Source organism: Chitinophaga sp. (genome assembly GCF_036569185.1).
Taxonomy (GTDB): domain Bacteria; phylum Bacteroidota; class Bacteroidia; order Chitinophagales; family Chitinophagaceae; genus Chitinophaga.
Genome location: NZ_DATCRD010000012.1, coordinates 1 through 22,644, shown reverse-complemented (window position 1 = coordinate 22,644; position 22,644 = coordinate 1). Strand labels below are relative to the sequence as shown.

Genomic DNA, 22,644 nt, shown 5'->3' with positions numbered 1-22,644 from the left:
AAAATGAGTATCAGAAAGTAATGAATAATCAACAGCACATACCTTATACGCTTCGTCAGCTGGTATTTTATTTCCTGGGACTGGGTACCTGGGGATTTGGCGGCCCTGCGGCGCTGGCCGGTTATATGCACCGCGACCTGGTAGAGCGGCGTAAATGGATCAGCGAAGAAGATTATAAAGAAGGCCTCGCGCTGGCCCAGCTGGCTCCCGGGCCACTGGCCGCACAACTGGGCATATATATCGGGTATATCCATTACCGTGTGAAAGGCGCTACGCTTGCAGGACTGGCATTTGTGCTGCCCTCATTCATCATGGTAGTGCTGCTGGGCTTTATCTATATAAAATGGCAGGGCATCCCCTGGATGCAGGCCGTATTCTATGGCGTAGGCGCAGCGGTAATAGGCATTATTGCCATGAGCGCCTGGAAGCTCACCCGCAAATCAATAGGCACAGACCGGTGGCTGGCAGGGATCTATCTTGCTACTGCCGCCTACACCGTTTGGAAAGAAAATGAAAATGTATGGCTGTTCCTGGCCGCAGGAGTCATTTACTGGTGGCTGAAATCCCCGGAAAAAAAGCCCGGTCATCTTATCAAATCGTTATCATTTCCACTGCTTTCCAATATCTCACTCTCTCCTGCCGGTAACACCCTCTGGCAACTCCTGCTGTATTTTACAAAGGCCGGCGCACTTGTATTCGGCAGCGGTTTGGCTATTGTTCCCTTTCTCTATGGCGGCGTGGTAAAAGAACATGCCTGGCTGAATGAGCAACAGTTTATGGATGCAGTAGCGGTAGCCATGATCACTCCCGGCCCGGTGGTGATTACCGTGGCATTTATCGGCTTCCTCGTTGCCGGGTTTGCAGGCGCCTGTATAGCCGCTTTTGGCACCTTCTTTCCCTCATATATTTTTACAGTGATACCTGCGCCTTACTTCAGGAAGTACGGGAAACATCCCGGTATCAAAGCATTTGTAGACGGCGTTACCGCCGCCGCCATCGGCGCTATCTCTGGCGCGGTGATCGTTCTTGGCAAAAGATCACTTACCGATGCGTATACCATTGGCATCGCCATTATTACGATCGCGGTACTATGGCGGTTCAAAAAACTTCCGGAGCCGGTCATTATCCTGGCGGCGGCAGGTATCGGGCTGTTATTAAAAAATACCGGGGGATTGTAATATCTTAACGGCATATTCTTCCTGCAGAACGACCAATACCATACTTTAAACAGGTTTCATCAATGAACGTTTATCATAAAAAGATGCTGATCAGCAGTTGCCTTATGATGTTATCATTACCCGGCATAGCGCAGCAAAAAACTATCCATATCAAAGACCTTTTGCTACTGGTGCAATCGCAGCCGCAGGTAAAGGCTACGGAACAACAAACACAGGCAGCGCAATACAATACAAAGATAGCCCGGAACACACTGGTACCGGAAGTTACAGCGGGTTACCAGGCAGGCTATGCCACCTACAACAATATCACAGGAATGAGTTATCCCGGCTTGCTTTTACCCATCAGCGGACCTCCATCTGCAGGAAATACCTACGACCCCGTTCCCGGCACCGCTTTAACGGCGCTGTTAAAATGGAACCCGCTTACCTTCGGGCAAAGACAGGCAGCCGTGGAAAAAGCAGCCGCCCAGTACAAACTGGCCGGCAGCGTATACAATGAAACGCTTTTCCGTCAACAGTACCTGGCTATATCCACTTACCTGGATGCTGTGTACCTCAAAAAACTGCTGCTGAGTTTCCAGATGAACATTGAGCGCAGTAAGGCGGGCCTCCAGCAATCACTGGTACTGGCGCAGCAGGGATTACGCCCCGGCATTGATACCACGCAGTTCCAGTCGGTGCTGGCTCAGGCCCAAACAGACCTGCTGGCGGCACAACGGCAATATTATACACTGATCACAGAACTGAGCCGGCTGGCAGATCTGCCCGGTAAACCGGATGAGATCATACTGGCAGATACTGCCCTCATTAACCAGCTCCCCACCGGCGCTGATACCACTGCCCGTTTTACGGCACACCCATCTTTCCAATATTACCAGACAAAAAAAGAGGTAAGCGAAGCAAATTTAAAGGAAGCTGAACGCGCATGGCGCCCTAAGCTCGACCTGTGGGCCAACGCTTATGCCCGAGGCTCCGGCGTGGATGCCGCAGGTAATGTAAGCAAGGCAGATGGCTGGTCGCTTTCCCGGAAAAACTACGGCGCCGGCATACAACTCAGTTTCCCGATCCTGCAGTTTTCACAGGTCAGTCTACAGAAAAAACAATACCGCTTATTATTAAAATCTGATGAAACACAACTGGACCAGGTAAAGCTGAACCTGCAGAAACAACTGGAAACCGCACAGTTCAGCTACCGGCAAAACCTGCTGATCGCCCAACAGGCTCTAATACAATCGCAGGCAGCACGATTTGCTTTCGATGGGCTGAAGCTCAGCTATGAAAGCGGCCTGGCAGACTTTACCCGCCTGGTACAGGGGCAGTACGACCTGCTGAAAGCGGAAACAGGAGAAGCCGGCGCATTCCTGCAGGCATGGCATGCTTTGCTGGAACTGGCCGCAGCAAATGGGCAGCTGGATGTTTTTACAGATAAACTGAAATAACGAGATACACTTTATGAAACTAATCATTCAGGCATTACGGCATCCCGTCACCATACTGGTAGCTGTTATTGGAATCGTTTTCTTTTCCTACCTCTCTATCCGTAATGCGAAAGTGGATATATTCCCGCGGCTCGGACTGCCCGTAGTATACGTTGCGCAGCCTTACGGCGGCTTGTCGCCCGAGCAGGTGGAAGGTTTTGTGACCTCTTATTACGAATATCATTTCCTGTATATCACCGGCGTAAAATATGTGGAATCCAAAAGCATACAGGGGGCCGCGCTCATCAAAATAGAATTTAACGAAGGCACCGATATGAGCCAGGCCATGGCGGAAGTGGTGGGATACGTGAACAGGTCAAGAGCGTTTATGCCACCGGGAACAGTGCCGCCCTTTGTTACCCGCTTTGATGCCGGCAGCGTACCGGTAGGGCAACTGGTATTCAGTTCCGACAGCAGGTCGCTGGGAGAAATATCAGACCTGGCACTGTTTCGTGTAAGGCCCATGTTTTCAACACTGCCGGGTGTATCTGCCCCTCCGCCCTTTGGAGGTAACCAGAAAACCGTACTGATCACCGTAGACCCGGAGAAACTGCGCGGGCATAATCTTTCACCCGACCAGGTAGTACAAACCATTGCAAAGTTCAACAGCATCTCCCCTGCGGGAAATGTGCGTATTGGCGATACCACTTACATCACGCCACAGAACAGCGTGATAGAAACCCTGCAGGACCTGCAGAATACGCCATTGCAATCCGGCGCCGGTCCGGCAGTATATGTAAAAGATATTGCCAACGTTAGCATGGGATCTGATGTAACCACCAGCTATGTACTGATAAACGGCAAACGCTCCGTTTATATTCCTGTTACCAAACGTGCCGACGCCTCCACCTGGGAGGTAGTACAAAAAGTAAAAGCGGCGCTGCCTGATATGCAGGCCGCTATTCCTGAAGATATAAAAGTAACCTACGAATTTGACCAGTCGGGCTACGTGATCAATTCCCTGAAAAGTGTGCTGTTTGAAGGCGGACTGGGCGCCCTTCTCACGGGTTTGATGGTATGGCTCTTCCTGGGCGACAGGCGCAGTGCGCTTATCGTGATCACCACTATCCCACTGGCGCTCCTTTCTGCGGCTACTTTATTATTTCTCACAGGGCAAACCGTTAATATCATGACCCTGGGCGGACTGGCCCTGTCGGTAGGTATACTGGTAGATGAAGCCACGGTAACGATAGAGAACATTCACCGTCACCAGGAAAACGGTAAAAATAAAGCAAGGGCCATTGCAGATGCATGCCGGGAAATAGCCGCGCCCAAACTATTAATCCTGCTGAGCATCCTCGCGGTATTTGTGCCCTCATTGTTTATGAGCGGCGTGCCCAGAGCCATGTTCCTCCCTTTATCATTGGCTGTGGGATTTGCCATGATAGCCTCTTTCCTGTTATCACAAACTTTTGTACCGGTGGCGGGCAACTGGTGGCTGAAAGATCATCAGCAACGTTCCCGCGCAGGATTTTATCATCGTCTTGAACAACGATACATCAATCTGGGGCAACGTTTTCAAACTGGCTTCGGATGGCTCACTGCCCTGTTCCTCGGCATTTCCTTACTGATGGTAATAGGAATGTTTGCCGTTACCGGCACAGAACTGTTCCCCCAAACAGACAGCGGGCAAACGCAGGTCCGCTTACGCCTGCCCACCGGCACCCGCTTTGAGCGCACGGAAGATGCCACCAGGCGGCTGTTGCAGCTGTCCGACAGTATCGCCGGCAATGGCAACACAGAAATAACTTCCGCCTTCATCGGCACCCAGCCATCCAGTTTCCCTGTGAACTATATTCACCTGTGGACCGGCGGGCCGCATGAATCTGTAACAAAAATAAAGTTGAAGAAAGATGTGATCCCGGTAGCTGTTTTCCGGGAGAAGTTACGCAGCGCCGTTGCAAAGGAAATTCCAACAGCCAGGCTTTCTTTTGAGCCGGGAGATATCGTGGAACAGGTGCTGAACCTCGGAAGCACCAACCCTGTAGAAATAGCTGTTGTAAACCGCAACCTGGCGGAAGGCAGGAAAACAGCCCAGCAATTAGTGCAGGAACTGGCCGCCATTCCGTCCCTGCGTGATCTGCAGATTGCCACGCCCCTGGATTACCCTGCCATCAGGCTGGAAACAGACCGCGTAAAAGCAGGGCAACTGGGTATTACCGGCGAGCAGGTAGCCCGTTCTGTAGTAACCGCTACTTCTTCCAGCCGTTTTACTTCGCCCAATTACTGGCTTGATAAAACAACCGGTACCGCTTACCAGGTCCAGGTGCAATATCCCGAATACCGGATGAACAGCACCGCCCAGCTGGAAGCGATCCCCATTTCCGGCGGCGCCGGCACCACCCATTACCTCAGTGAAGTGGCCAGCTGGAAACGGACCGTTGTTACCGGTGAATACGACCGCCTCAACCAGCAACGCTATATTACCATCACTGCCAATATCCACCGCCAGGATGCAGGCACCGTTTTTAATAAAGTAAACAGTATCATTACCGGAATGGGGAAACTGCCCAATGGCGCAAAGATCCTGCTCAGGGGGCAGCCGCCATTGCTGGCGCAAACGCTCGACAGTTTACGGTTTGGCCTGCTGATTGCCATCGTCGTGATTTTCCTGCTGATGACCGTTTATTTTCAATCGTTCCGCGTAGCGCTGGCTACCCTGTCGGTTATTCCTGCGGTGATAGCAGGCTCCCTGCTGTTCCTTTTCCTTACCGGTAACACACTGAATATCCAGTCGTACATGGGCGCCATCATGGCTGTTGGCGTGGCCATTGCCAACTCCGTGCTTTTTATTACCAGTGCGGAATATAACAGGCGACAGGGCATAGAATCAGGTCATCTCCGCGCAGCGGAAATACGCCTGCGCCCTATCCTGATGACGAGCGCCGCTATGATAGCCGGTATGATCCCCATGGCGGCAGGCCTTTCCGAAGGGGGCGATCAAACTGCGCCCTTAGCCATCGCTGTAATCGGCGGTTTGCTGTTTTCTGCTATCAGCGTATTATTTTTCCTGCCGCAGGTATACCAGCTGATCACGGGAAGAAGAAAATATGTGGCAGTGTCCCTTGATCCGGATGATGCAGACAGTATTCATTACGATAAACAATCTTAAAAAATAAATTCAATCATATGCGATCCATCGCGATTATAAGTCTGGTGCTTACGTTGGCAGCCTGTGATAATACCTCCAGGCAGCCGGAACATACAAATAGCAGCGCCGCAGCCGATACGGTGCCGGTATTCATCCTGAAACAAGATACTGCGAAGAAAACCATAGAACTGCCTGCCGAGCTGGCGCCTTATGAAACCGCGGCTTTGTTTGCCAAAGTACAGGGCTTTGTGCGCAGTATGAATGTAGATCTTGGCGACCGGGTAAAGAAAGGACAAACGCTGGCGGTGATTGAAGCGCCGGAAATAAACAGCAGGCTGGCGGAATCTGAAGCAGTGTTACAATCGGCCAAAGCGAAGTGGGCGTCCAGCAAGGATCATTATGAAAGGCTTTACAGGGCCTCACAGGCAAAAACGCCCGGTATTGTAGCCCCGGCCGATCTTGAGCGCAGCCGCAACCTGATGCTGGCCGACAGCGCCTCTTATCTCGCGGCTGCCAAACAATCACAGGCTAATAAAGCGGTATCAGGATATCTTTATATTACCGCACCCTTTGATGGCGTTATTACCGCGCGTACCGCCGATCCGGGTGCGCTGGTTGGAACCAGCGCCATGCTGCTCACCGTTCAGAATAACCGCATCCTGCGTCTTCGTGCAGCCGTTCCCGAGATATACACGGCCACTGCAAGTCTTACAAAAAACATCAGCTTCCGTGTAGACGCCTACCCTACCCAATATTTCAAAGCCACGCTAACCCGTAAATCCGAAACTATTGATCCCGGCACCCGTACAGAGTTGTGGGAGTTCCAGGTAGATAACAGTGATCACCTGCTCAAAGCCGGCTCCTTTGCCTATGTAAAACTCAGCCTGGAACGGGGCGGCTCCTCTTTCATTGTACCGTTTGCCGCGGTAGCCACCACGCAGGAAAAAAGATTTGTGATCAGGGTGCACGAAGGAAAGGCGGAGTGGGTGGATGTACGCCAGGGTATGACCCTGGATGCCGGTGTTGAAATATTTGGCAACCTGTCTGCCGGCGATACCCTGCTGAAAAAAGCAACCGATGAAAGAAAACCTGGCAGCACCGGCCTATGGATACTGAAATAAGCGGTAGTCCGTCGCAAACAACTTCCCGGTTGCCTGCGACGGGCATCCTTTTTTTCACTATTGTCGTGCGTAAACCTGTTTATGCCCGAACCTCCGCTCCTGCAGCTGGTCATACTCCTTCACATAATCCGGGTGCTCGGTGCCCATCACCCGGTCCCAAACCCTGAAATACAACCCATAATTCCCGCGGAACTTTTTATGATGCAGGTTGTGATGAACAGAAGTGTTCACTACTTCAAACAACCAGCTATACCTGAACTTCCTTGGCATCAGCTCATACCCGAGGTGGCCGTATACATTGATGATAAAGCCCGATACAGTGAACAATAATATAGTGAGCGGATGCATGGGCATTACAGCACAGATCACCACCAGCACGCCCCCTTCCGCCACAGCTTCCAGGACATGGAAACTATAGGAGGTCCACGGCGAAGGATTGATGCTCTGGTGATGCACCAGGTGCGCGCGTTTAAATAAAAGCTTATGATGCAGCAAACGATGCATCCAGTAGAAATAAGTGTCGTGGATCACCAGGCTCAATACCAGGCTCACGCCAATATACCATAAAGGGAAATCGTGGATATGGGTGTAGATCATGGTATACTGCCGCACAGGGGTGAACAGCAGTATAATAGTGATCCCGGTGAATACCAGTGTGCTTTGCATAGAGTACCAGATCTCCCGTAGAAAATCCTTCTTCGAGGCCAGCCGTTGCTGGATCTTAAAATGTTTAAACCTGGCGGGCAACAGGCTGTAAAATAAGAGGAAGGGAATGCCGGCCAGTACAAAATACCGGAGGGCTGCCATACTAAAGATCTTCACTGTTGCTTCAATGATTGGTTCCATATCGCTGGGAAATTTATCTCCCAAAATTAGAAAACCGGGATGGCAGGCATGGTTAACAAAAGATAATTTCGTGCATTAACAAAAGATAATTTATCCCTTTCCCTTATCAAGCATCCGCTTACGGATACGGCTCAACGAAACAGGGGTGATACCCAGCATAGAAGCAATATACTTATCAGGTACGCGGTTTACAAGGTCGAAACGTTCAGCAAGCAGGTTGCGGTACCGCTCTTCCGGCGACAGCGTTACAAAGGCTTCCAGCATATTGAGAGATTCCGAGAGCATACGCATCAGGAAAAAGTTGCGTAAAGGCTCGTATTCAGGATGCGTTTTCAGCACTTCCTCCAGTACATCGTAGTCGATTTCCAGTAGTGTAACAGGTTCCAGTGTTCGGTAAATAAAACGGGAAGGCTTCCTGTTTATAATGGTATCATGGGAAGCAATGAACTGCTTTTCCCAGCGTAGAAAAAGCGTAGCTTCGTCGCCGTTAGGCTTAACGATATATGCCCGCATAACGCCTTGCTCAATGTAGGCGAGCCGGCGCTCTGTATCACCCTCACGGATATACGTTTCGTTGGCTCCCAGTTGTACCTGCCGCGTCATGGCAAACAAAGGAGCCGTATCTGCCGGCAGCACGCCTGCCAGGTCAAATAACAGCTGTTGTAAAGTAGTGATGGATGATGCGCTCATATAATTTATACAGGCGCTAATTTAGGTTATTTCCTGTCCGATGGCAACAAAATTCCCACCCGCGAAAAATACTCCTGCTAAAAAAGGCGGTTGCTGTTTCATAATACTCCGGGGGGCAAAATGATCACAGCAATCCATAGTTGATTTCACCGTAATAGTCAATATTTTCATCATTCCGGACAAAAGCTATTTTTGTACTGCTACCTTATTATTTTACATAAACAAACAATTCTATGGGCTTAATTGCTTCATTGCCGGAAATAGAAAAAAAGAGGAATTCCGTTTTTGTGATGCATGAAAAATCGGAAAAACTGATCCCCCTTCACCGTCACAACAAGGGGCAGTTAAGCTATGTGGAGGGAGGAATCGCCTATATTACGATGGAGCATCTTACATATGTGGTGCCCGCCAGGCATTACTTCTGGATTCCGGCCGGCATGTGGCATATATTACGGATCGGGCACAAGGCCACGGTACTGCGATCACTTTATTTTTATGCGCACGATGATGCAGCAGATCCTTTTTACAGTCAACTGGGAATTTACCCGGCCAGTGAGCTGCTGATCCAGATGATCAATTACACGGAACGCTGGGACGGCCGGCATGTGGGAAGCAAAGATTATAACTTTGAATTCCTGGTAGCATTGAAAAAGATGCTGCCGGAGAAAGGCAGGAAATCGCAACCCATTGTACTTCCTGCTACCAACAATGAGCAGATGCAGGATATTACTGACTACCTCGAAAGAAATATCGGGAAGCGGCTTACACTGGGCAGTGTAAGCAAACAATTCAATATCGGGGAACGCTCCCTCTCGCGGTTATTTCAATCGAATCTGAAGATCTCGTTCCTGCAATACCTTAAAACCATAAGAATGATAAGGGCCATTGAAATGATCCTGAAAACAAGCAAGCCTGTCAGCGAAATAGCCTTCGCGGTGGGTTACAGCTCTATCAATTCTTTTAGTGATACATTCCATGAATTCGTACATGCCCGGCCTACCGATTTCAGGAAGCCGTAGCAGGGTAACCGGCGCTGCTGCCGGTTACCCTGTTCATCAGGAATGTTGTGCGTTGATCTTTGTCAGCTGTGCCAGTGTATAAGCGCCTACGGCCATCACAAGGTCACGGACCGCTACATCAAAGTATTGCCCGGCAACAAGCAACTGCAGTGCAATACAGATGAGCCAGGCCATTACCACGTAGGCGCCTGCCAGGGGGCGCACCAGTACCAGTACGCCGGCGGCAATTTCAATGATCCCCACAATTTTCATGAAAGTAGCGGCGGCGAAGGGGATCATAGCAGCATTGCTGCCCAGGTAGTTTTCCCAGTGAGTAAGCAGGTTAGTGAATTTGTCCAGCCCGGCTACAATGGGCACAACACCGAAGGTAAAGCGTAAGGTTTTTTGAAGCTGTTGGATAGTTGCCATGATACATATGTTTTAGTATGATGGTTAGAGCCGCAGGGCACAGAAAGGTTACAAAAAATATATCCTTTATTTTTCTTGTAACCTTTCACCGGTTATTTCATCTAATTAACATGACAGCACAAAAGGAAGAAATAGTAAACCTGGTTTCCGATCAGGAAGCAATTGCAAGGATACTGGCAGGTGAGCATAACCTATTCCGCGTGATTATCAGCCGGTATAACCAACGTCTTTACCGGATCGGCATGTCTGTACTGGAAGATGATGCAGCTGCCGAGGATGCCATGCAGAACACGTATATCAACGCCTACAGTCACCTATCGCAATTTGGGTTCCGTGCTTCCCTCGGTACCTGGCTTACGCGCATCATGCTCAACGAGTGCTATGAATTAAAACGGAAAAGCAGGAACACATTTACCAGTCCACTATCACCAGATAAATATACAGATATGAAAACCCCGGCCAGGGATTTAGCAAACAAGGAATTGAGCCAGATACTGGAAGAAGCCATTACCCGGCTCCCGGAAAAATACAGGCTGGTTTTTGTGCTGCGCGAAATCGAGGAAATGTCTGTAAAAGAAACAGCCGTGGCCCTTACCATTGAGGAAAACAATGTGAAGGTACGCCTGAACCGGGCTAAGGCCATGCTCCGGGCCGATTTAAGCGCTTATATGAAAGATCATGTTTATCATTTTCATTTAAGTCGCTGCGACCGGGTTACCCGTAATGTTTTACAGCGGTTGGGAATAGATGGAGGGAGTAATACGCAGGGATAACAGTAAGAATACCTGCACATAAAAAAACAATAACCCATACCTTATAGATACGGGTTATATACGGCGTATATAAGCCTTACATAAGGTTTATATATAGGTTAACCAGGCAGTATCCATACAATATCCGGTAATTCCCGGTGGCTCATCTGTCTAAATCACCCCTCTTTTTGTCTGGTTCACCCCAAAACAGGTTTCCATTGCGGCCTTCCCGGGCTACTTTCGTTCTGCCCTGTTGCACAAAAGCATCACAGGAAAGAATCATGGAAAACACCCGAAATTTTAACCGCAGACGCTTTCTCAGCATGGCCGCTTTAACCTTAGCGGCAACAAAACTATCCCCCCTGCAGGTATTGGCTTCAAAAGGTGGAGATCATCAACGATCCTCAGGGGCGCTGCCCTCTTTTGATAACATAAAGCAGGTAAAGGCCGGGCTGCTGGATGTGGGTTATGCGGAAGCCGGACCGGTAAACGGACAACCCGTTATCCTGCTTCATGGCTGGCCTTATGATATCCATAGCTATGCTAAGGTATCCGCCATACTGGCTGCCGAAGGCTACCGGGTAATAGTGCCTCATTTGCGGGGCCATGGTACTACCAGGTTCTTATCAGACCAAACATTCCGCAATGGCCAGCAGGCAGCAGTAGCCGCCGATATCATGGCGCTTATGGACGCATTGGATATCAAAAAAGCCATCTTTGGCGGGTTCGACTGGGGTGCGCGCACCGCCAATATCATTGCGGCTTTATGGCCGGAACGCTGTAAAGCGATGGTATCTGTAAATGGTTATCTTATCAACAACCTGGAAAGGAACAAACAACCATTACCTCCCAAAGCAGAACTGGGCTGGTGGTACCAGTACTATTTTGCCACCGATCGTGGTAAACTGGGTTATACTACCAACTGGTACGATTTCAATAAACTGATCTGGAGAAATGTTTCACCGCAATGGAACTTTGATGACGCTACCTACAACGTGTCTGCCGCTTCCTTTAAGAACCCGGACTATATTGCCATTGTGCTTCACAACTATCGTTGGCGGCTCAGCATCGAAGCAGGCGAAGCACAATATGACGCCATTGAAAATAAACTGGCTGCGGCGCCTTCTATCAGCGTGCCATCGGTTACACTCGACGGCGATGCCGATGGCGTGGTTCCCGCCGGAGATGGTTCCGCTTTCGCACACAGGTTTACCGGTAAACACGTGCATCACGTTATCAAAGGAGCCGGTCATAACCTCCCGCAGGAAGCGCCGGAAGCATTTTCCCGCGCTATCATAGAAGCCAACAGCTATGCCCGGTAATATTTCCTCCCTATTAAAAAACTGATGTATGAAGATAGTTACCCGGAAAACAGGAATAATAACAGCGCTCATTGTATTGGTGATCACAGCCATGCAATTTATAGGGCAGCCGGTACAGAATCATCCTGTAACAGCTCCGATTCAAGCCCCGGACGAAGTGCTGGGCATTCTCCGGCGCGCGTGTTACGACTGCCACTCCAACGAATCAAGACTTAGCTGGTACGATAAAATTGCGCCGGTTTCCTGGCTGGTATCTGCCGATATAAAAGAAGCCAGATCAAGATTTAACTTCTCTACCTGGGACACGCTTTCTCCTGCAAGCCAGCAGGGCTTCCTCTGGGAAATGGTGAACATGGTACTGACAGGCAAAATGCCATTGGGCACTTATGCTGCTACCCATCCGCAAGCCAGGCTCACTGAAAAGGATATCAGCACGCTGAAAAAATATGTGAATGGCCTCAGCCCTGCAGTGTACCACGATACCATCCTGATACAGCAGGCGGATAAAGAACTCAGGCAATTCAGGGAAAAGTCTGCGGCTGCAACCGGGAACCCGGTAGCTGCTAACGGTGTGGCATACACGCCGGATTTCAGGAAATGGCAGGTGATCAGCACCACCAACCGGTTCGACAATCACAGCATACGCGTGGTATATGGCAATGACATTGCTGCGAAAGCCATCAAAGAAAACCGGATCAATCCTTTTCCGGAAGGTAGTACCATTGTGAAGGTAGTGTGGAACAGTATTGAAGAAAAGAACGGGGACATCCTGCCGGGATCGTTGAACAGTGTGCAGATCATGACGAAAGATAACAAGCGGTTCGCAGACAGTAAAGGCTGGGGCTTTGCAAAATTCAACGGTACAGCGCTCAAGCCATACGGCGCTACGCCCATGTTCAATACCACCTGTTTTAACTGCCATAAAATTGCCAGTGCAAACGATTATGTATTCAATCTTCCATTGCCCAATAATGAACTGCAATAACTGCTTCTCACCTCATTCATCAAAACAAATGGCATGAAAAATTTTCTCTTACTTTTCTTCATCACTGTTGCGGGCGCCTGTAACCAGCCGGCGCCGGCCCCGGCGCATACACGGGAAATATTCAATGCCGGCGACCTGCAGGTGATCACTTCATTTGCCAACAGGCAGCAACAAACCATGAGCGTGCTGTTTGGTAATACGGCCGCTGAAACATGCGCCCTGGGTGGCTACAAAACGCATGTTCCCGGCGAAATATTCAAACTCGTTACCTTCAAACAGGCGGATAATAAATATTGGTATGGCAGTTATATCAACGGCGCTGTTCAAAGTATTGAAACAATCACCACAACCGCAGATGCGCCGGAACAGCTGATCTACCGGCTGGAACGCCGCCGCGATAAAGGAACAGAAGCAATACCTGCTATCCGGATCGGTTATATATTTTCCCACAGGCCCTCTGTTTTCCCTTGATAACTAATCCCCACGATTAACTTTTCCTGATAGAAATATAAAAATGAAATATTTTTATTACCAGTAGATTGATTTATACAGATGAAAAAACCAGGTTTTAAGATATCTCAGGCAACCATATGGGTTAGTTCCATCGGTTTAGGGCTACTTTCTTCTGTGCCTCAAATTGCCGAACATCATTTCCATTTGGCGGAAGCAGCGGTGAATGCGGGCATAACCGCCACTTTTGCGATACTGATGTGGTATTTCAATATTTATATGCTGTCGCGCCCAACCGATACGCCACGTAAACAAAGCATCTCGTATTCAAAACTGCTGAGCAGCCTGCTGTTTGGGTTGGTAGTAATGCTCGGGCTTGCATATATCCAGCAGTTGATCCTGTCCCATATCAATTTTGGACCAGTGATGCTGATGGTAGAAGTAAGAGGTATCCTCATCAACCTCGTATTCTATATGTTCCTGCACCTGCTCCAGCAAAACTACGAGAACCAGCATGTAACAATGGAACTGGAACGTATTAAAAGTGATAACCTCAGCGCCCAGTACGAGTTGCTGAAGCAGCAGGTAAACCCGCATTTCCTGTTTAACAGCCTGAATACATTAAAAGCAATGGTGGAAAGCGGGGAACAGGAAGCGGTTGATTTTATCATCAAACTATCCAACTTCTACCGCTTTACACTCGAAAGCCGGAAGCTGGACCTGATCCATGTCCGCGAAGAAATGGATATCCTCAACGCTTACCTTTTCCTTCAGAAAGCGCGCTTTGGGGATGGCTTTACTTTTACAAGCACGCTCAGTGATCAATTGCTGGAAACACTGATACCTCCTTTCACCCTGCAGCTGCTGGTGGAAAACTGTATTAAGCACAATATCGTTTCCCTTGAAAAACCGCTGCATATCAGGATCTATGAAGAAAATGATAAAATCATTGTAGAAAACCAGGTACAGCAGAAAACGGGGGAACAAAATTCCCTGGGTGTAGGACTTAAAAATATTGACCTGAGATACCAACACCTGCTGCAACAGCATATCGAGATTGTTGCCAACGAAAAAACTTTTCAAATCAAATTGCCGCTGATCCATGAACATCATCATCGTTGAAGACGAGCTCAAAACAGCCCGGTCGCTCGAAAATATTATACTGGGCCTGAAGCCAGGAGACAAGATCACCGGCCAGTACCAAAGCGTGGAAAGCACGGTTGCCGCGCTTTCGGAAGGGCCTGTGCCCGATCTTATATTTATGGATATACAGCTGGCAGATGGCCTTTGCTTTGAAATATTCAAACAGGTAAAAATTACCTGTCCCGTTGTATTCTGCACGGCTTATGATGAATATTCACTGGAAGCGTTCAAAAGCAATGGGGTGGACTATGTGCTGAAACCTTTCTCCAAACAGGATATACAGGATGCACTGCGGAAAGTGGATGAGCTGAAAAATTTCTTCCAGCAGAAAGCCATTCCCGACCTGGGTAACCTGCTTTCAAAATTAAGTCCGCCAAGCGGTAAGACCAGCTTTCTCGTTTTCAAAAACCAGAAATACAAAACGGTTAGTATTGAGGATATTGCTTTCTTCTACGTTCGCCACGATGCCACATGGATCATGTGTTTTGATAAGCAACAGTATAACGTGAACCAGTCGCTGGACCAGGTAACGCAATCCGTTTCTTCCACGCAATTCTTCCGGCTGAACCGCCAGTACCTGGTTAATTTCAAAGCCATCAAGGAAGTAGAGCCTTATTTCCTGCGTAAGCTGCTCGTGAAGCTGGTGATTGAAACACCCGATAAGCTCCTCGTTAATAAGGAAAAATCACATAGCTTTCTTAGCTGGATGGAAGACCGATGACATCATTTTCTCCCGGCTGTTTTGTCGCGGTTGAGCGCCAAAAATGCCCGGTTGAAGGCTTTTCTGCTTACCCGGACCAATAACAGCCGGTACTTTTGAATAAAATAAAATTCAAAAGACATGAAACAAGTAATAATGCCTGCAATAGGCGCCGCCATCGTAATCACACTCTTTTCCGCCGTATTCGCTAACCGGGTTAGCGCTTCCAGAAAACAAGCCCACGTTAATAATGGCAATGGGTTTGCCTTGCTCGAACTGTTCACTTCAGAAGGATGTTCCAGCTGTCCTCCCGCAGATGCCCTGTTAGCGCGCATACAGGAGGAAGCGGGAAATAAACCCATTTATGTATTGGCCTATCATGTGGACTACTGGAACCGGCTTGGCTGGAAAGATGTATTCAGCCAGCCCCAGTATTCAAAACGCCAATACCAGTACAGCCAGCAATTGCCCAGCCAGGTGTATACACCACAACTGGTGATTAACGGGCAAACATCGTGCATAGGCTCCGATGAAGCTGCTGTAAGCAATGCTGTCAACGATGCACTTGGCAATGGTGCAACTGCCACCCTGGGTATAAAGGCGCAGCTGCAAGCTGGTAAAGCAAATCTTGCTTACGTAGTAACAGGTAATACCGGCAACAGCCAGTTACTCATTGCTGTTGTACAAAAACATGCGGTAAGTAAAGTAGAAAAAGGTGAAAACGAAGGACGCACACTTTCTCATGTGCAGGTAGTGCGGGATCTGCGGGCGTTTAAACTGCGGGATGGCAAACAAGGCACGGCTGAAATTAATCTTCCGGATGGGTTTAATACAAAGGAATGGGAACTGATCGGTATGCTGCAAAATCCTGCCACAGGTGTTATCAGTGCTGCGGCAAGGGCTTCTATATAACAACTGCCGGTCATCTGCATAAAAAAACAAGGGTAGCTCAAAAGTGATTTTGAGCTACCCTTTTTTGTTACTCCTGTTTCGCCAGGTCAATCATCAGGCTCATCTCTTCCACAAAAGCATCATTACCGGCAGACGATCCTCCGAGAGAACGGAATCGGATCATCCCGTTTTTATCAATAACAAACTTTGCAGGAATGCCTTTCAGCTTGTATCCTGTAGCGGCATTGTTTGTTTTGGTGGCCGGATCTTTTAAATCCATCAACAGGTTAAAGGTGTATTTGTTGGTACGGAGATAGTCAGCGGCACTCTTTACCGGATCGGCGTCTGTTTCCCAGGTATGGATGAAAAGAAATACCACGCTGGTATCATCCCTGAATTTATTCACCGCTGCCTGCATATGGGGGAATGAACCTTTGCAGGGGCCGCACCAGGTAGCCCAGAAATCGAGGATCACTGTTTTCCCTTTGTAATCGGAGAGTGATACCGTTTTTCCATTTACATCTTTTACAGAAAAATTATAAGCAGGTTCCTTCACCATTTTTTTTGCCAGGTCGGCGCTGATCTTTTCTTTCAGTTCCCTGTAGAGCGACTGCTCATAACCGGCAAACCCCTGATCACTGCCTTTTACAGCGATATAAGCATTTTTAAACTGCTTCTTTACTTCCTGCGAAGCTCGTCCTTCTTTGACGCTTTGTACCATTAAAGGATAAGCTTCGGTAAACTGTTTGTTGGCCACCAACAGGTTTAAATAAGTGTCGTTAAATACAGCGTCTTTTTTATCCTCCCTGGCATATACCTGCCGGGCATATTTCAATCCCTCCTGATACTTTTTATTGGCATACAGGATCGCTGCATATTGCCTGGCATAAGTGTAGTAGTCCGCCGATCTTTCATCTGATCTCCGCATTTCATCGGCGATGGATTTTTTAATCAGGCTTTCTGCCAACACGTATTCCTTTCTGCCATAGGTTTCCCTGGCCGCATAGGAAAATGCCTTTGTTTTATAAACGGTATCCCGGATCATATTCAGGTATTTCATGAGTTGAGCCGGGTTGTCTCTGAAAGAAACCGCTACATAATACCTGGCAGCATCAAAAAAGAAATGTCCTTTCAGTTTGGGGTTTGCTCCAAACCTGGCTACAAACTGCTGGTATCTCTCCTCGTTCTTCACTGCATTGGTTTCATCATAGATCTCTCCCAAAGCTTTGCTGAACGCAGCGAAACCATCAGGGAATTTTTGTATGGCAATCCGGGAAATGGCATCCCTGTTATGCTGATCCTGTTTAGTATTATAATAAGACACCAACAGGTTCAGATCTTCCTCCACATCGCTTTTGGAGAGTGTTTCCAGGCTGTCTTTCAGCAGAACGGAATCTTTCTGATCCAGCAACGCGGCCAGCCTGGGATCGATCTCCCGGCGCTGTTGCGAAAAGGCTACTGTTGTTACCAGGAGGAGCAACAGCGGCCATATTTTCAGGTATTTCATTTTCTAAGATTTAAATTAATGACCGGTTTTTTCTTCTGCAGGGGTATCTGCCTTTTTCAGCATTTCTGCTGCTTTGTCTTTATCGCCAGCCTTGGTATACAGCTCCGCCATTTTTTTGTAGGTAGCGGGAAAATCCATACTCCAGGGATAACGCTCAAGCTGCTCCTGGTAGCACTCCGCTGCTAAAATGTAAGCGGAGGCGGGAAGGTTGTTCTTTCCTGTTACCGCATCTGTAACGGTTGAAAAAGAAGGATAGTCGTTGGCTTTGAGCCATTCTTTCCCAAATTCAACCGCCTTTTCGGGATTTGTTTTCAGCAAGGCATAAAAAGTAAAGTGACCTACACGGGGATAATATTTGAGCCCCGGGTTTTCAGCAAGGATGCTGTCAATTTTTTTCAATGCGCCTACAGAATTTCCCGGGTTGCCCATAAAAGGATTCATTATGGGTACGATGTCATTGTCTATCACAGAAAGCCGTTGCCATTCCTTTCTTTTTTCCGCTGCGTCTTTAATATCCCAGGTACCTGCAATTACCGGGGGGAGCACCTTATCCAGGTTTTTGGGCGCGCCGGCCCAGGCCACTCTTCCCTGCCGATCTACCACAAACGAATACGGGATTCCCCTTTCGCCATAGGCTTGCATCCAATTTTCCCACATCTGGTTATCCTGGTCTGTGGCTACATTGTAGTTCATCTTCTCCCCCATTCCTGCCACGAATTTTTCTATCAGCGGCAGCGTGGTTTCCTTGCGTTCGTGCACACTCACTCCCAGGACCGTCACGTCCTTTTTATACTTTTCCGCAAGCTCCGACAGGTGGGGCATCCCGGCAATACAGGGTTTGCACCAGGTGGCCCAGAACTCAACCACATATACTTTACCTTTTTCGAATGCTGTGACCTTATCTCCTTTTATCCAGTTAGCGATATAAAGAGAAGGCGCAGCCTCGCCAAGCATTTTAACTTTCCCTCCGGGTTGCTGTGCCTGTGCTCCGGCAGCACAGCAAATGACAGCTATCAGCAAACGTATTTGCCTGTTTAACTTTGTAAGCATGGTTGGTGTATTTTATTTGTAACCTTCGTTCTGAGTAAGATTTTTATTATACAGGATCTGGTTGGCCGGCACCGGGAATAAAACAGCGGTGGCCTTCCAGGTAGGCTTTTGTGGGCCCAGCACAGCGGTAGCCCTGTTCGTCCTTTTCAAATCGAACCAGCGATGGCCCAATTCAGCGAACAGTTCATGCGCGCGTTCATTTTCGATAGCGAGCAACATGGCGCTCTGACTGGCAGCAGTAGTGCCAGGTAATCCTGCACGCGTTCTTACCATGTTCAGGTCTTCCGCAGCGCTACCTGCGCCGGTTATCTTACCCTGTTGTGCCCTGGCTTCTGCACGGATCAGGTATTGTTCTGCCAGGCGAAGCAGCACGTTATATTCATTGCCCGCGGTAGCGTTACGCAGTTTGTACTTATTGGGATAGTAGTAGGTAACACTGCCTATGGGGAGGGGTTTCATCCATTTGTCCATACGCGCATCGCCTGGTTCAAAGCCCGCTGCCAGTGAAGGATAAAGCACGTAGTTGGGACTTGTACCGGAAGGAACAAAGTTGAGCCCGAAAACGGTGTAGCCATAAAAGGTATAACGCTGCCAGATCACTTCATTGCTGGTATTGAGGAAAGTAGTGTCGAGGCTTTCCAGTTTGTAGCTGCCATTGGTGATCACAGAGGTAGCCTGCGTTTCCGCATTTGCGTAGTCTTTGGTATACAGGTACACACGGGCAAGAAGCGCCGCTGCTACGGCTTTGTTGGCCCTCGCGCGTTGTGCAGACGGATACGCGTCTGCCAGGTTCGCCTGGGCTGTTTTCAGATCACTGATGATGAGCTGGTAAATGTCGGCCTGTGGCGCCCGTGGCAATGTTAAGTTTACACTGTTAACAGTACTGGTTACCATGGGCACATCACCATACAGGTTAGTGAGATAAAAGTAAATGAAGGCGCGCATAAAATAGGATTCTCCCAGCAGTTGCTGTTTCACGCCGGCAGATACGCCCGTAGAAGCATTCAGTCCTTCAATAGCGGAGTTGGCAGCAAAAATAACCGCGTAGGCGGAGTTCCAGGTATTATTTACATACCCGCTGCCCACCGTGATGGTATTGGTTTTGAACTCATCCAGGTAAGTGGAGGAGCTCAGGTAAATATCATCCGCAGCAGCCCCGCCCAGGGAAGTGGCAGCGCCCAGGAAAGAGTTTTCCAGGTTTCCGCTGTTAGGCAGCATGTTATTGTTGGCGTATAAGCCCAGCACAGAACTAAGTGCGGTGGCATCATTCAGAAACGCCTTATCAGAACTTACCTGGTCAATGGGCACATCTACCTCTATAAATTTTTTACAGGAAGCAGTGGTGAGCAACATACCCGGTATTAAAACCCGGCAGATCGTATTTATGGAGAATAATTTCATGTCGATGTTGATTTTAGTTTTAAAAAGAAGCATTCAGACCAAAAACAATAGTGCGCAGCGCCGGCATTCCCGGTCCGCCTCCCTGTCCTGCTCCCATCTCCGGATCGAACGCATTTTTGAATTTCGATATTGAGAAGAGATTCTGCGCCTGTCCATATACCCTCAGGTTGGAGAGTTTAGCAGCAGCGATCCAGCTTTTCGGGAAATTATAAGCCAGGTTCACATTTTTCAGTTTCAGCCAGGAAGCATCGCCAAAGAACGCGGTGGAGCTGTTATAATAGAAACTGTAAGCATTGTAAGCCGGGTTGCTGGAATTAGCGGTAGGAGCGCCAAATTGCGTATTGTCGCCCTTTTGCTTCCAGTGGTCCAGCGTGGTGGTGTTCTGGTTGTTTAAGGAACCGAGCGACCCGGTTACGCTGTTGGTATAACCATTCTGATGTTTGAACTGGAAGAAGAAGCCGAGCTCAAACCGTTTGTACGTGAAGGTATTGTTCAGCCCTCCATAGTAAGGATTGCCTATAGGCGTTGGCTGCTGATCTACCAGGTAAGATGGAATGCCATTGGCATTAGCTGTCTGGTAGGTAATCATCCCGGTGGCAGGATCTATCCCGTTAAAAATATACTGCCGGCTGAATGGTACCGGGTAACCTACCATAAACTGGTTGGCGTAGAAGCTTAAACTGGCAAGGTTATCAAATTTGGTAATTTTGGAACGGTTGATCGTAAAATTGAATGAAGTAGACCACCTGAAATCATTTCTTTCGATATTCTTCGTATTCAGTTCAAATTCCAGTCCCTGTGCCTGTATAGTAGCGGGGAAGTTGCCGAGATAGCTGGTAAAGCCCACCTGTCCGGGTGTTGAAATATACAACAATTGGTTGCCGACTCTATTGCGGTAAGCCGCGGCGGAAAACTGTATCCTGTCTTTCAGGAAGCCCAGTTCCAGCGCCAGTTCTGCTTTCTTATTACTTTCCCATTGTATGTCAGGGTTGGCCAGTCTTGACGGATTTTGCACCGTTGTTCCCTGGTAACCGCCGGTAGATCCGCTGGCAGCGTAAGTGGAAAGGTTCTGATAGTTGGCTATCTGGTCATTACCTGTAACCCCATAGCTTCCACGTAATTTACCAAAGCTCAGGAAGGAAAGATGTTCTTTCACAAACTGCTCTTCTGAAAACACCCATGCTGCGCCGATGGCGCCGAAATTGCCAAATTGATTATTCAATCCGAAACGGGAAGACCCGTCTCTTCTCATAGTGGCGTTCAGGATATATTTTCCCAGCCAGTTGTAGGTAACTCTTCCAAAAACGGAGGTGAATTTATAATTGTCGTAGGAAGTTCTGGCAGAAAGAGTTCCTGCGGCGGCCATACTGCCTAACAACGCATCGTTGCTGTAGTTGGTACCGAATGTGGTATTGGTAATACTGGTATTGGATTGAAAAGTAGTTCCCAGTAAAGCGGTCAGGTGCCCCTTTCCAAGATCTTTTATGTATTCCAGCTGGGGCTCTGCAATGTAAGATCTTGCCGCCGTAGCTCCAAACACGGCGCTGCTGATCACTGCATTGTAGGTGGGGTTTACCGTTGATGCAGGGGTTTGCATATTCTGATCAAAATTCAGAGAAGTATAGCCCAGGCTTGCTTTTACGCTCAATCCGGGCAGTATCCGGTATCTCAGGTTCATATTGCCAATGAGATTGGCCGTTGCTGCATTGTATTTCTGCGCCAGCAGGGCATATGGATTATACTGTATAAGGGGTGAGAAATTGAAAGCGCCGGAAGCCGTATAGGGGTCATAGTTAGGAGCCAGGTTATAATAGCTGCTCAGATCCCTTGTTGGCAGATTATTTTTATCGTATGAATAAGCAGCGGATATTAACGCATAAAACCTTTTGTCTTTTGAAGTGTGATCCACGTTAAGTCTTGCTGAGATCCTGTCTTCTGCAAAGCTTCCCGGGAAAACCGTTCCTTCCCGGTGGTAGCCGCTACTGAAAGCAAAATGGGTATCTTCATTACCTCCGCTCAGGGTTCCCTGTGCATCGGTATAGTGTGCGGTGCCGCCCAACAGGTCGTCCTGCCAGTTTCTGAACTTCGTCTGGCTCCAGGTGGTCAGATCAGGCGCATTGGCGGTAGTAGGAGTTACTTTATCATTGGCAAAGGCTTCTTTGCGCAATGCCAGATACTGTTCTCCATTCAGCATTTTAATTTTATTACCTACTGTGCCGATACCGGAGTTCACATTAAGATCCAGCCTGGTTTTACCGGCTTTCCCTTTTTTAGTAGTGATCAATATAACGCCGTTTCCTCCCCTGGCGCCATAAATGGCGGTGGCATCTCCGTCTTTCAGCACATCGATGCTCTCAATGTCGCCGGGATTTAAGCTGTTCAGTGGGTTCACCGTGCCATTGGCGCCTGACTGGTAAACGCTCAGGCTGAAATTGAATGGAACACCATCTACCACATACAGCGGTTCCACCCCGCTATTGATGGAATATTGCCCGCGTATTTTGATGGAAGTTCCGGAACCGGGTAACCCGTTCGACTGGGATACTTCCACACCGGCCATCCGGCCCTGCAAAGCGTTGATCACATTGCCAACGGGCTGGTCCTGTATGGTT

18 protein-coding genes and 1 pseudogene are annotated in these 22,644 nt (G+C 48.6%); 12 read left to right on the top strand and 7 right to left on the bottom strand.

Going from position 1 to position 22,644, the window contains the following annotated elements; all coding sequences use genetic code 11:
• The first annotated feature begins 20 nt into the window (after nucleotides 1-20).
• The 4 genes from VIM72_RS00975 to VIM72_RS00960 all read left to right on the top strand — a co-directional run bounded on the left by VIM72_RS00975 (nucleotide 21) and on the right by VIM72_RS00960 (nucleotide 6,868).
• Nucleotides 21-1,178 (top strand): chromate transporter, encoded by a 1,158-nt coding sequence (locus tag VIM72_RS00975; RefSeq protein ID WP_332001001.1) that lies wholly within the window; start codon nucleotides 21-23, stop codon nucleotides 1,176-1,178.
• A gap of 62 nt (nucleotides 1,179-1,240) precedes the next feature.
• On the top strand, nucleotides 1,241-2,617 hold the full coding sequence (locus VIM72_RS00970; RefSeq protein ID WP_332001000.1) for a TolC family protein: 1,377 nt from the start codon (nucleotides 1,241-1,243) through the stop codon (nucleotides 2,615-2,617).
• 13 nt (nucleotides 2,618-2,630) lie between these two features.
• On the top strand, nucleotides 2,631-5,768 hold the full coding sequence (locus VIM72_RS00965; protein WP_332000999.1) for an efflux RND transporter permease subunit: 3,138 nt from the start codon (nucleotides 2,631-2,633) through the stop codon (nucleotides 5,766-5,768).
• Between the two features lie 17 nt (nucleotides 5,769-5,785).
• Entirely contained in the window at nucleotides 5,786-6,868 is a 1,083-nt protein-coding gene (locus tag VIM72_RS00960; RefSeq protein ID WP_332000998.1) for an efflux RND transporter periplasmic adaptor subunit, read from the top strand.
• Nucleotides 6,869-6,925: 57 nt separating this feature from the next.
• Here the strand turns inward: VIM72_RS00960 and VIM72_RS00955 are convergent, their stop codons facing one another.
• Both VIM72_RS00955 and VIM72_RS00950 read right to left on the bottom strand, forming a co-directional pair.
• Nucleotides 6,926-7,714 carry a sterol desaturase family protein gene (locus VIM72_RS00955; RefSeq protein WP_332000997.1) on the bottom strand — a complete coding sequence of 263 codons (789 nt, stop codon included), beginning with the start codon at nucleotides 7,712-7,714 and terminating at the stop codon, nucleotides 6,926-6,928.
• Between the two features lie 90 nt (nucleotides 7,715-7,804).
• Nucleotides 7,805-8,404, bottom strand: coding sequence for a Crp/Fnr family transcriptional regulator (locus VIM72_RS00950; protein WP_332000996.1), 600 nt, complete (start codon nucleotides 8,402-8,404; stop codon nucleotides 7,805-7,807).
• Between the two features lie 233 nt (nucleotides 8,405-8,637).
• Between VIM72_RS00950 and VIM72_RS00945 the strand changes: the two genes are divergently transcribed.
• Entirely contained in the window at nucleotides 8,638-9,423 is a 786-nt protein-coding gene (locus tag VIM72_RS00945; RefSeq protein ID WP_332000995.1) for an AraC family transcriptional regulator, read from the top strand.
• Between the two features lie 36 nt (nucleotides 9,424-9,459).
• On the opposite strand, the gene VIM72_RS00940 is transcribed toward VIM72_RS00945, so the two are convergent.
• Nucleotides 9,460-9,831 carry a hypothetical protein gene (locus VIM72_RS00940; protein WP_332000994.1) on the bottom strand — a complete coding sequence of 124 codons (372 nt, stop codon included), beginning with the start codon at nucleotides 9,829-9,831 and terminating at the stop codon, nucleotides 9,460-9,462.
• A 110-nt stretch (nucleotides 9,832-9,941) separates the two neighbouring features.
• On the opposite strand from VIM72_RS00940, the gene VIM72_RS00935 reads away from it, so the two are divergent.
• The 7 genes from VIM72_RS00935 (at nucleotide 9,942) to VIM72_RS00905 (ending at nucleotide 16,095) form a co-directional block, all read left to right on the top strand.
• Complete coding sequence (locus VIM72_RS00935; protein ID WP_332000993.1) at nucleotides 9,942-10,604, top strand: RNA polymerase sigma factor; 663 nt, start codon at nucleotides 9,942-9,944, stop codon at nucleotides 10,602-10,604.
• 260 nt (nucleotides 10,605-10,864) lie between these two features.
• Entirely contained in the window at nucleotides 10,865-11,905 is a 1,041-nt protein-coding gene (locus VIM72_RS00930; RefSeq protein ID WP_332000992.1) for an alpha/beta hydrolase, read from the top strand.
• A gap of 28 nt (nucleotides 11,906-11,933) precedes the next feature.
• A complete protein-coding gene (locus VIM72_RS00925) occupies nucleotides 11,934-12,890 on the top strand; it encodes a heme-binding domain-containing protein (protein ID WP_332000991.1) in 957 nt (318 codons plus the stop codon).
• Between the two features lie 33 nt (nucleotides 12,891-12,923).
• A complete protein-coding gene (locus tag VIM72_RS00920; RefSeq protein ID WP_332000990.1) occupies nucleotides 12,924-13,361 on the top strand; it encodes a hypothetical protein in 438 nt (145 codons plus the stop codon).
• 156 nt (nucleotides 13,362-13,517) lie between these two features.
• On the top strand, nucleotides 13,518-14,462 hold the full coding sequence (locus VIM72_RS00915; protein WP_332000989.1) for a sensor histidine kinase: 945 nt from the start codon (nucleotides 13,518-13,520) through the stop codon (nucleotides 14,460-14,462).
• Entirely contained in the window at nucleotides 14,443-15,204 is a 762-nt protein-coding gene (locus VIM72_RS00910; RefSeq protein ID WP_332000988.1) for a LytTR family DNA-binding domain-containing protein, read from the top strand. Before VIM72_RS00915 ends, VIM72_RS00910 begins: the two co-directional genes overlap by 20 nt.
• 120 nt (nucleotides 15,205-15,324) lie before the next feature.
• Nucleotides 15,325-16,095, top strand: a complete 771-nt coding sequence (locus tag VIM72_RS00905) for a DUF1223 domain-containing protein (protein WP_332000987.1) — start codon at nucleotides 15,325-15,327, stop codon at nucleotides 16,093-16,095.
• A gap of 67 nt (nucleotides 16,096-16,162) precedes the next feature.
• Here VIM72_RS00905 and VIM72_RS32355 read toward each other — a convergent pair.
• The 4 genes and pseudogenes from VIM72_RS32355 to VIM72_RS00885 all read right to left on the bottom strand — a co-directional run.
• A pseudogene (locus VIM72_RS32355) lies at nucleotides 16,163-16,594 on the bottom strand (TlpA family protein disulfide reductase); the annotation flags it as partial.
• Nucleotides 16,595-17,596: 1,002 nt separating this feature from the next.
• Nucleotides 17,597-18,631: a TlpA disulfide reductase family protein gene (locus VIM72_RS00895; RefSeq protein WP_332000985.1), complete on the bottom strand. Its 1,035-nt coding sequence runs from the start codon at nucleotides 18,629-18,631 to the stop codon at nucleotides 17,597-17,599.
• A 12-nt stretch (nucleotides 18,632-18,643) separates the two neighbouring features.
• The gene (locus VIM72_RS00890; RefSeq protein ID WP_332000984.1) at nucleotides 18,644-20,032 is read right to left on the bottom strand and encodes a RagB/SusD family nutrient uptake outer membrane protein; all 1,389 of its coding nucleotides are present in this window, start codon (nucleotides 20,030-20,032) and stop codon (nucleotides 18,644-18,646) included.
• 19 nt (nucleotides 20,033-20,051) lie between these two features.
• On the bottom strand, nucleotides 20,052-22,644 hold a 2,593-nt coding region (locus tag VIM72_RS00885), incomplete at its 5' end, for a SusC/RagA family TonB-linked outer membrane protein (RefSeq protein WP_332000983.1).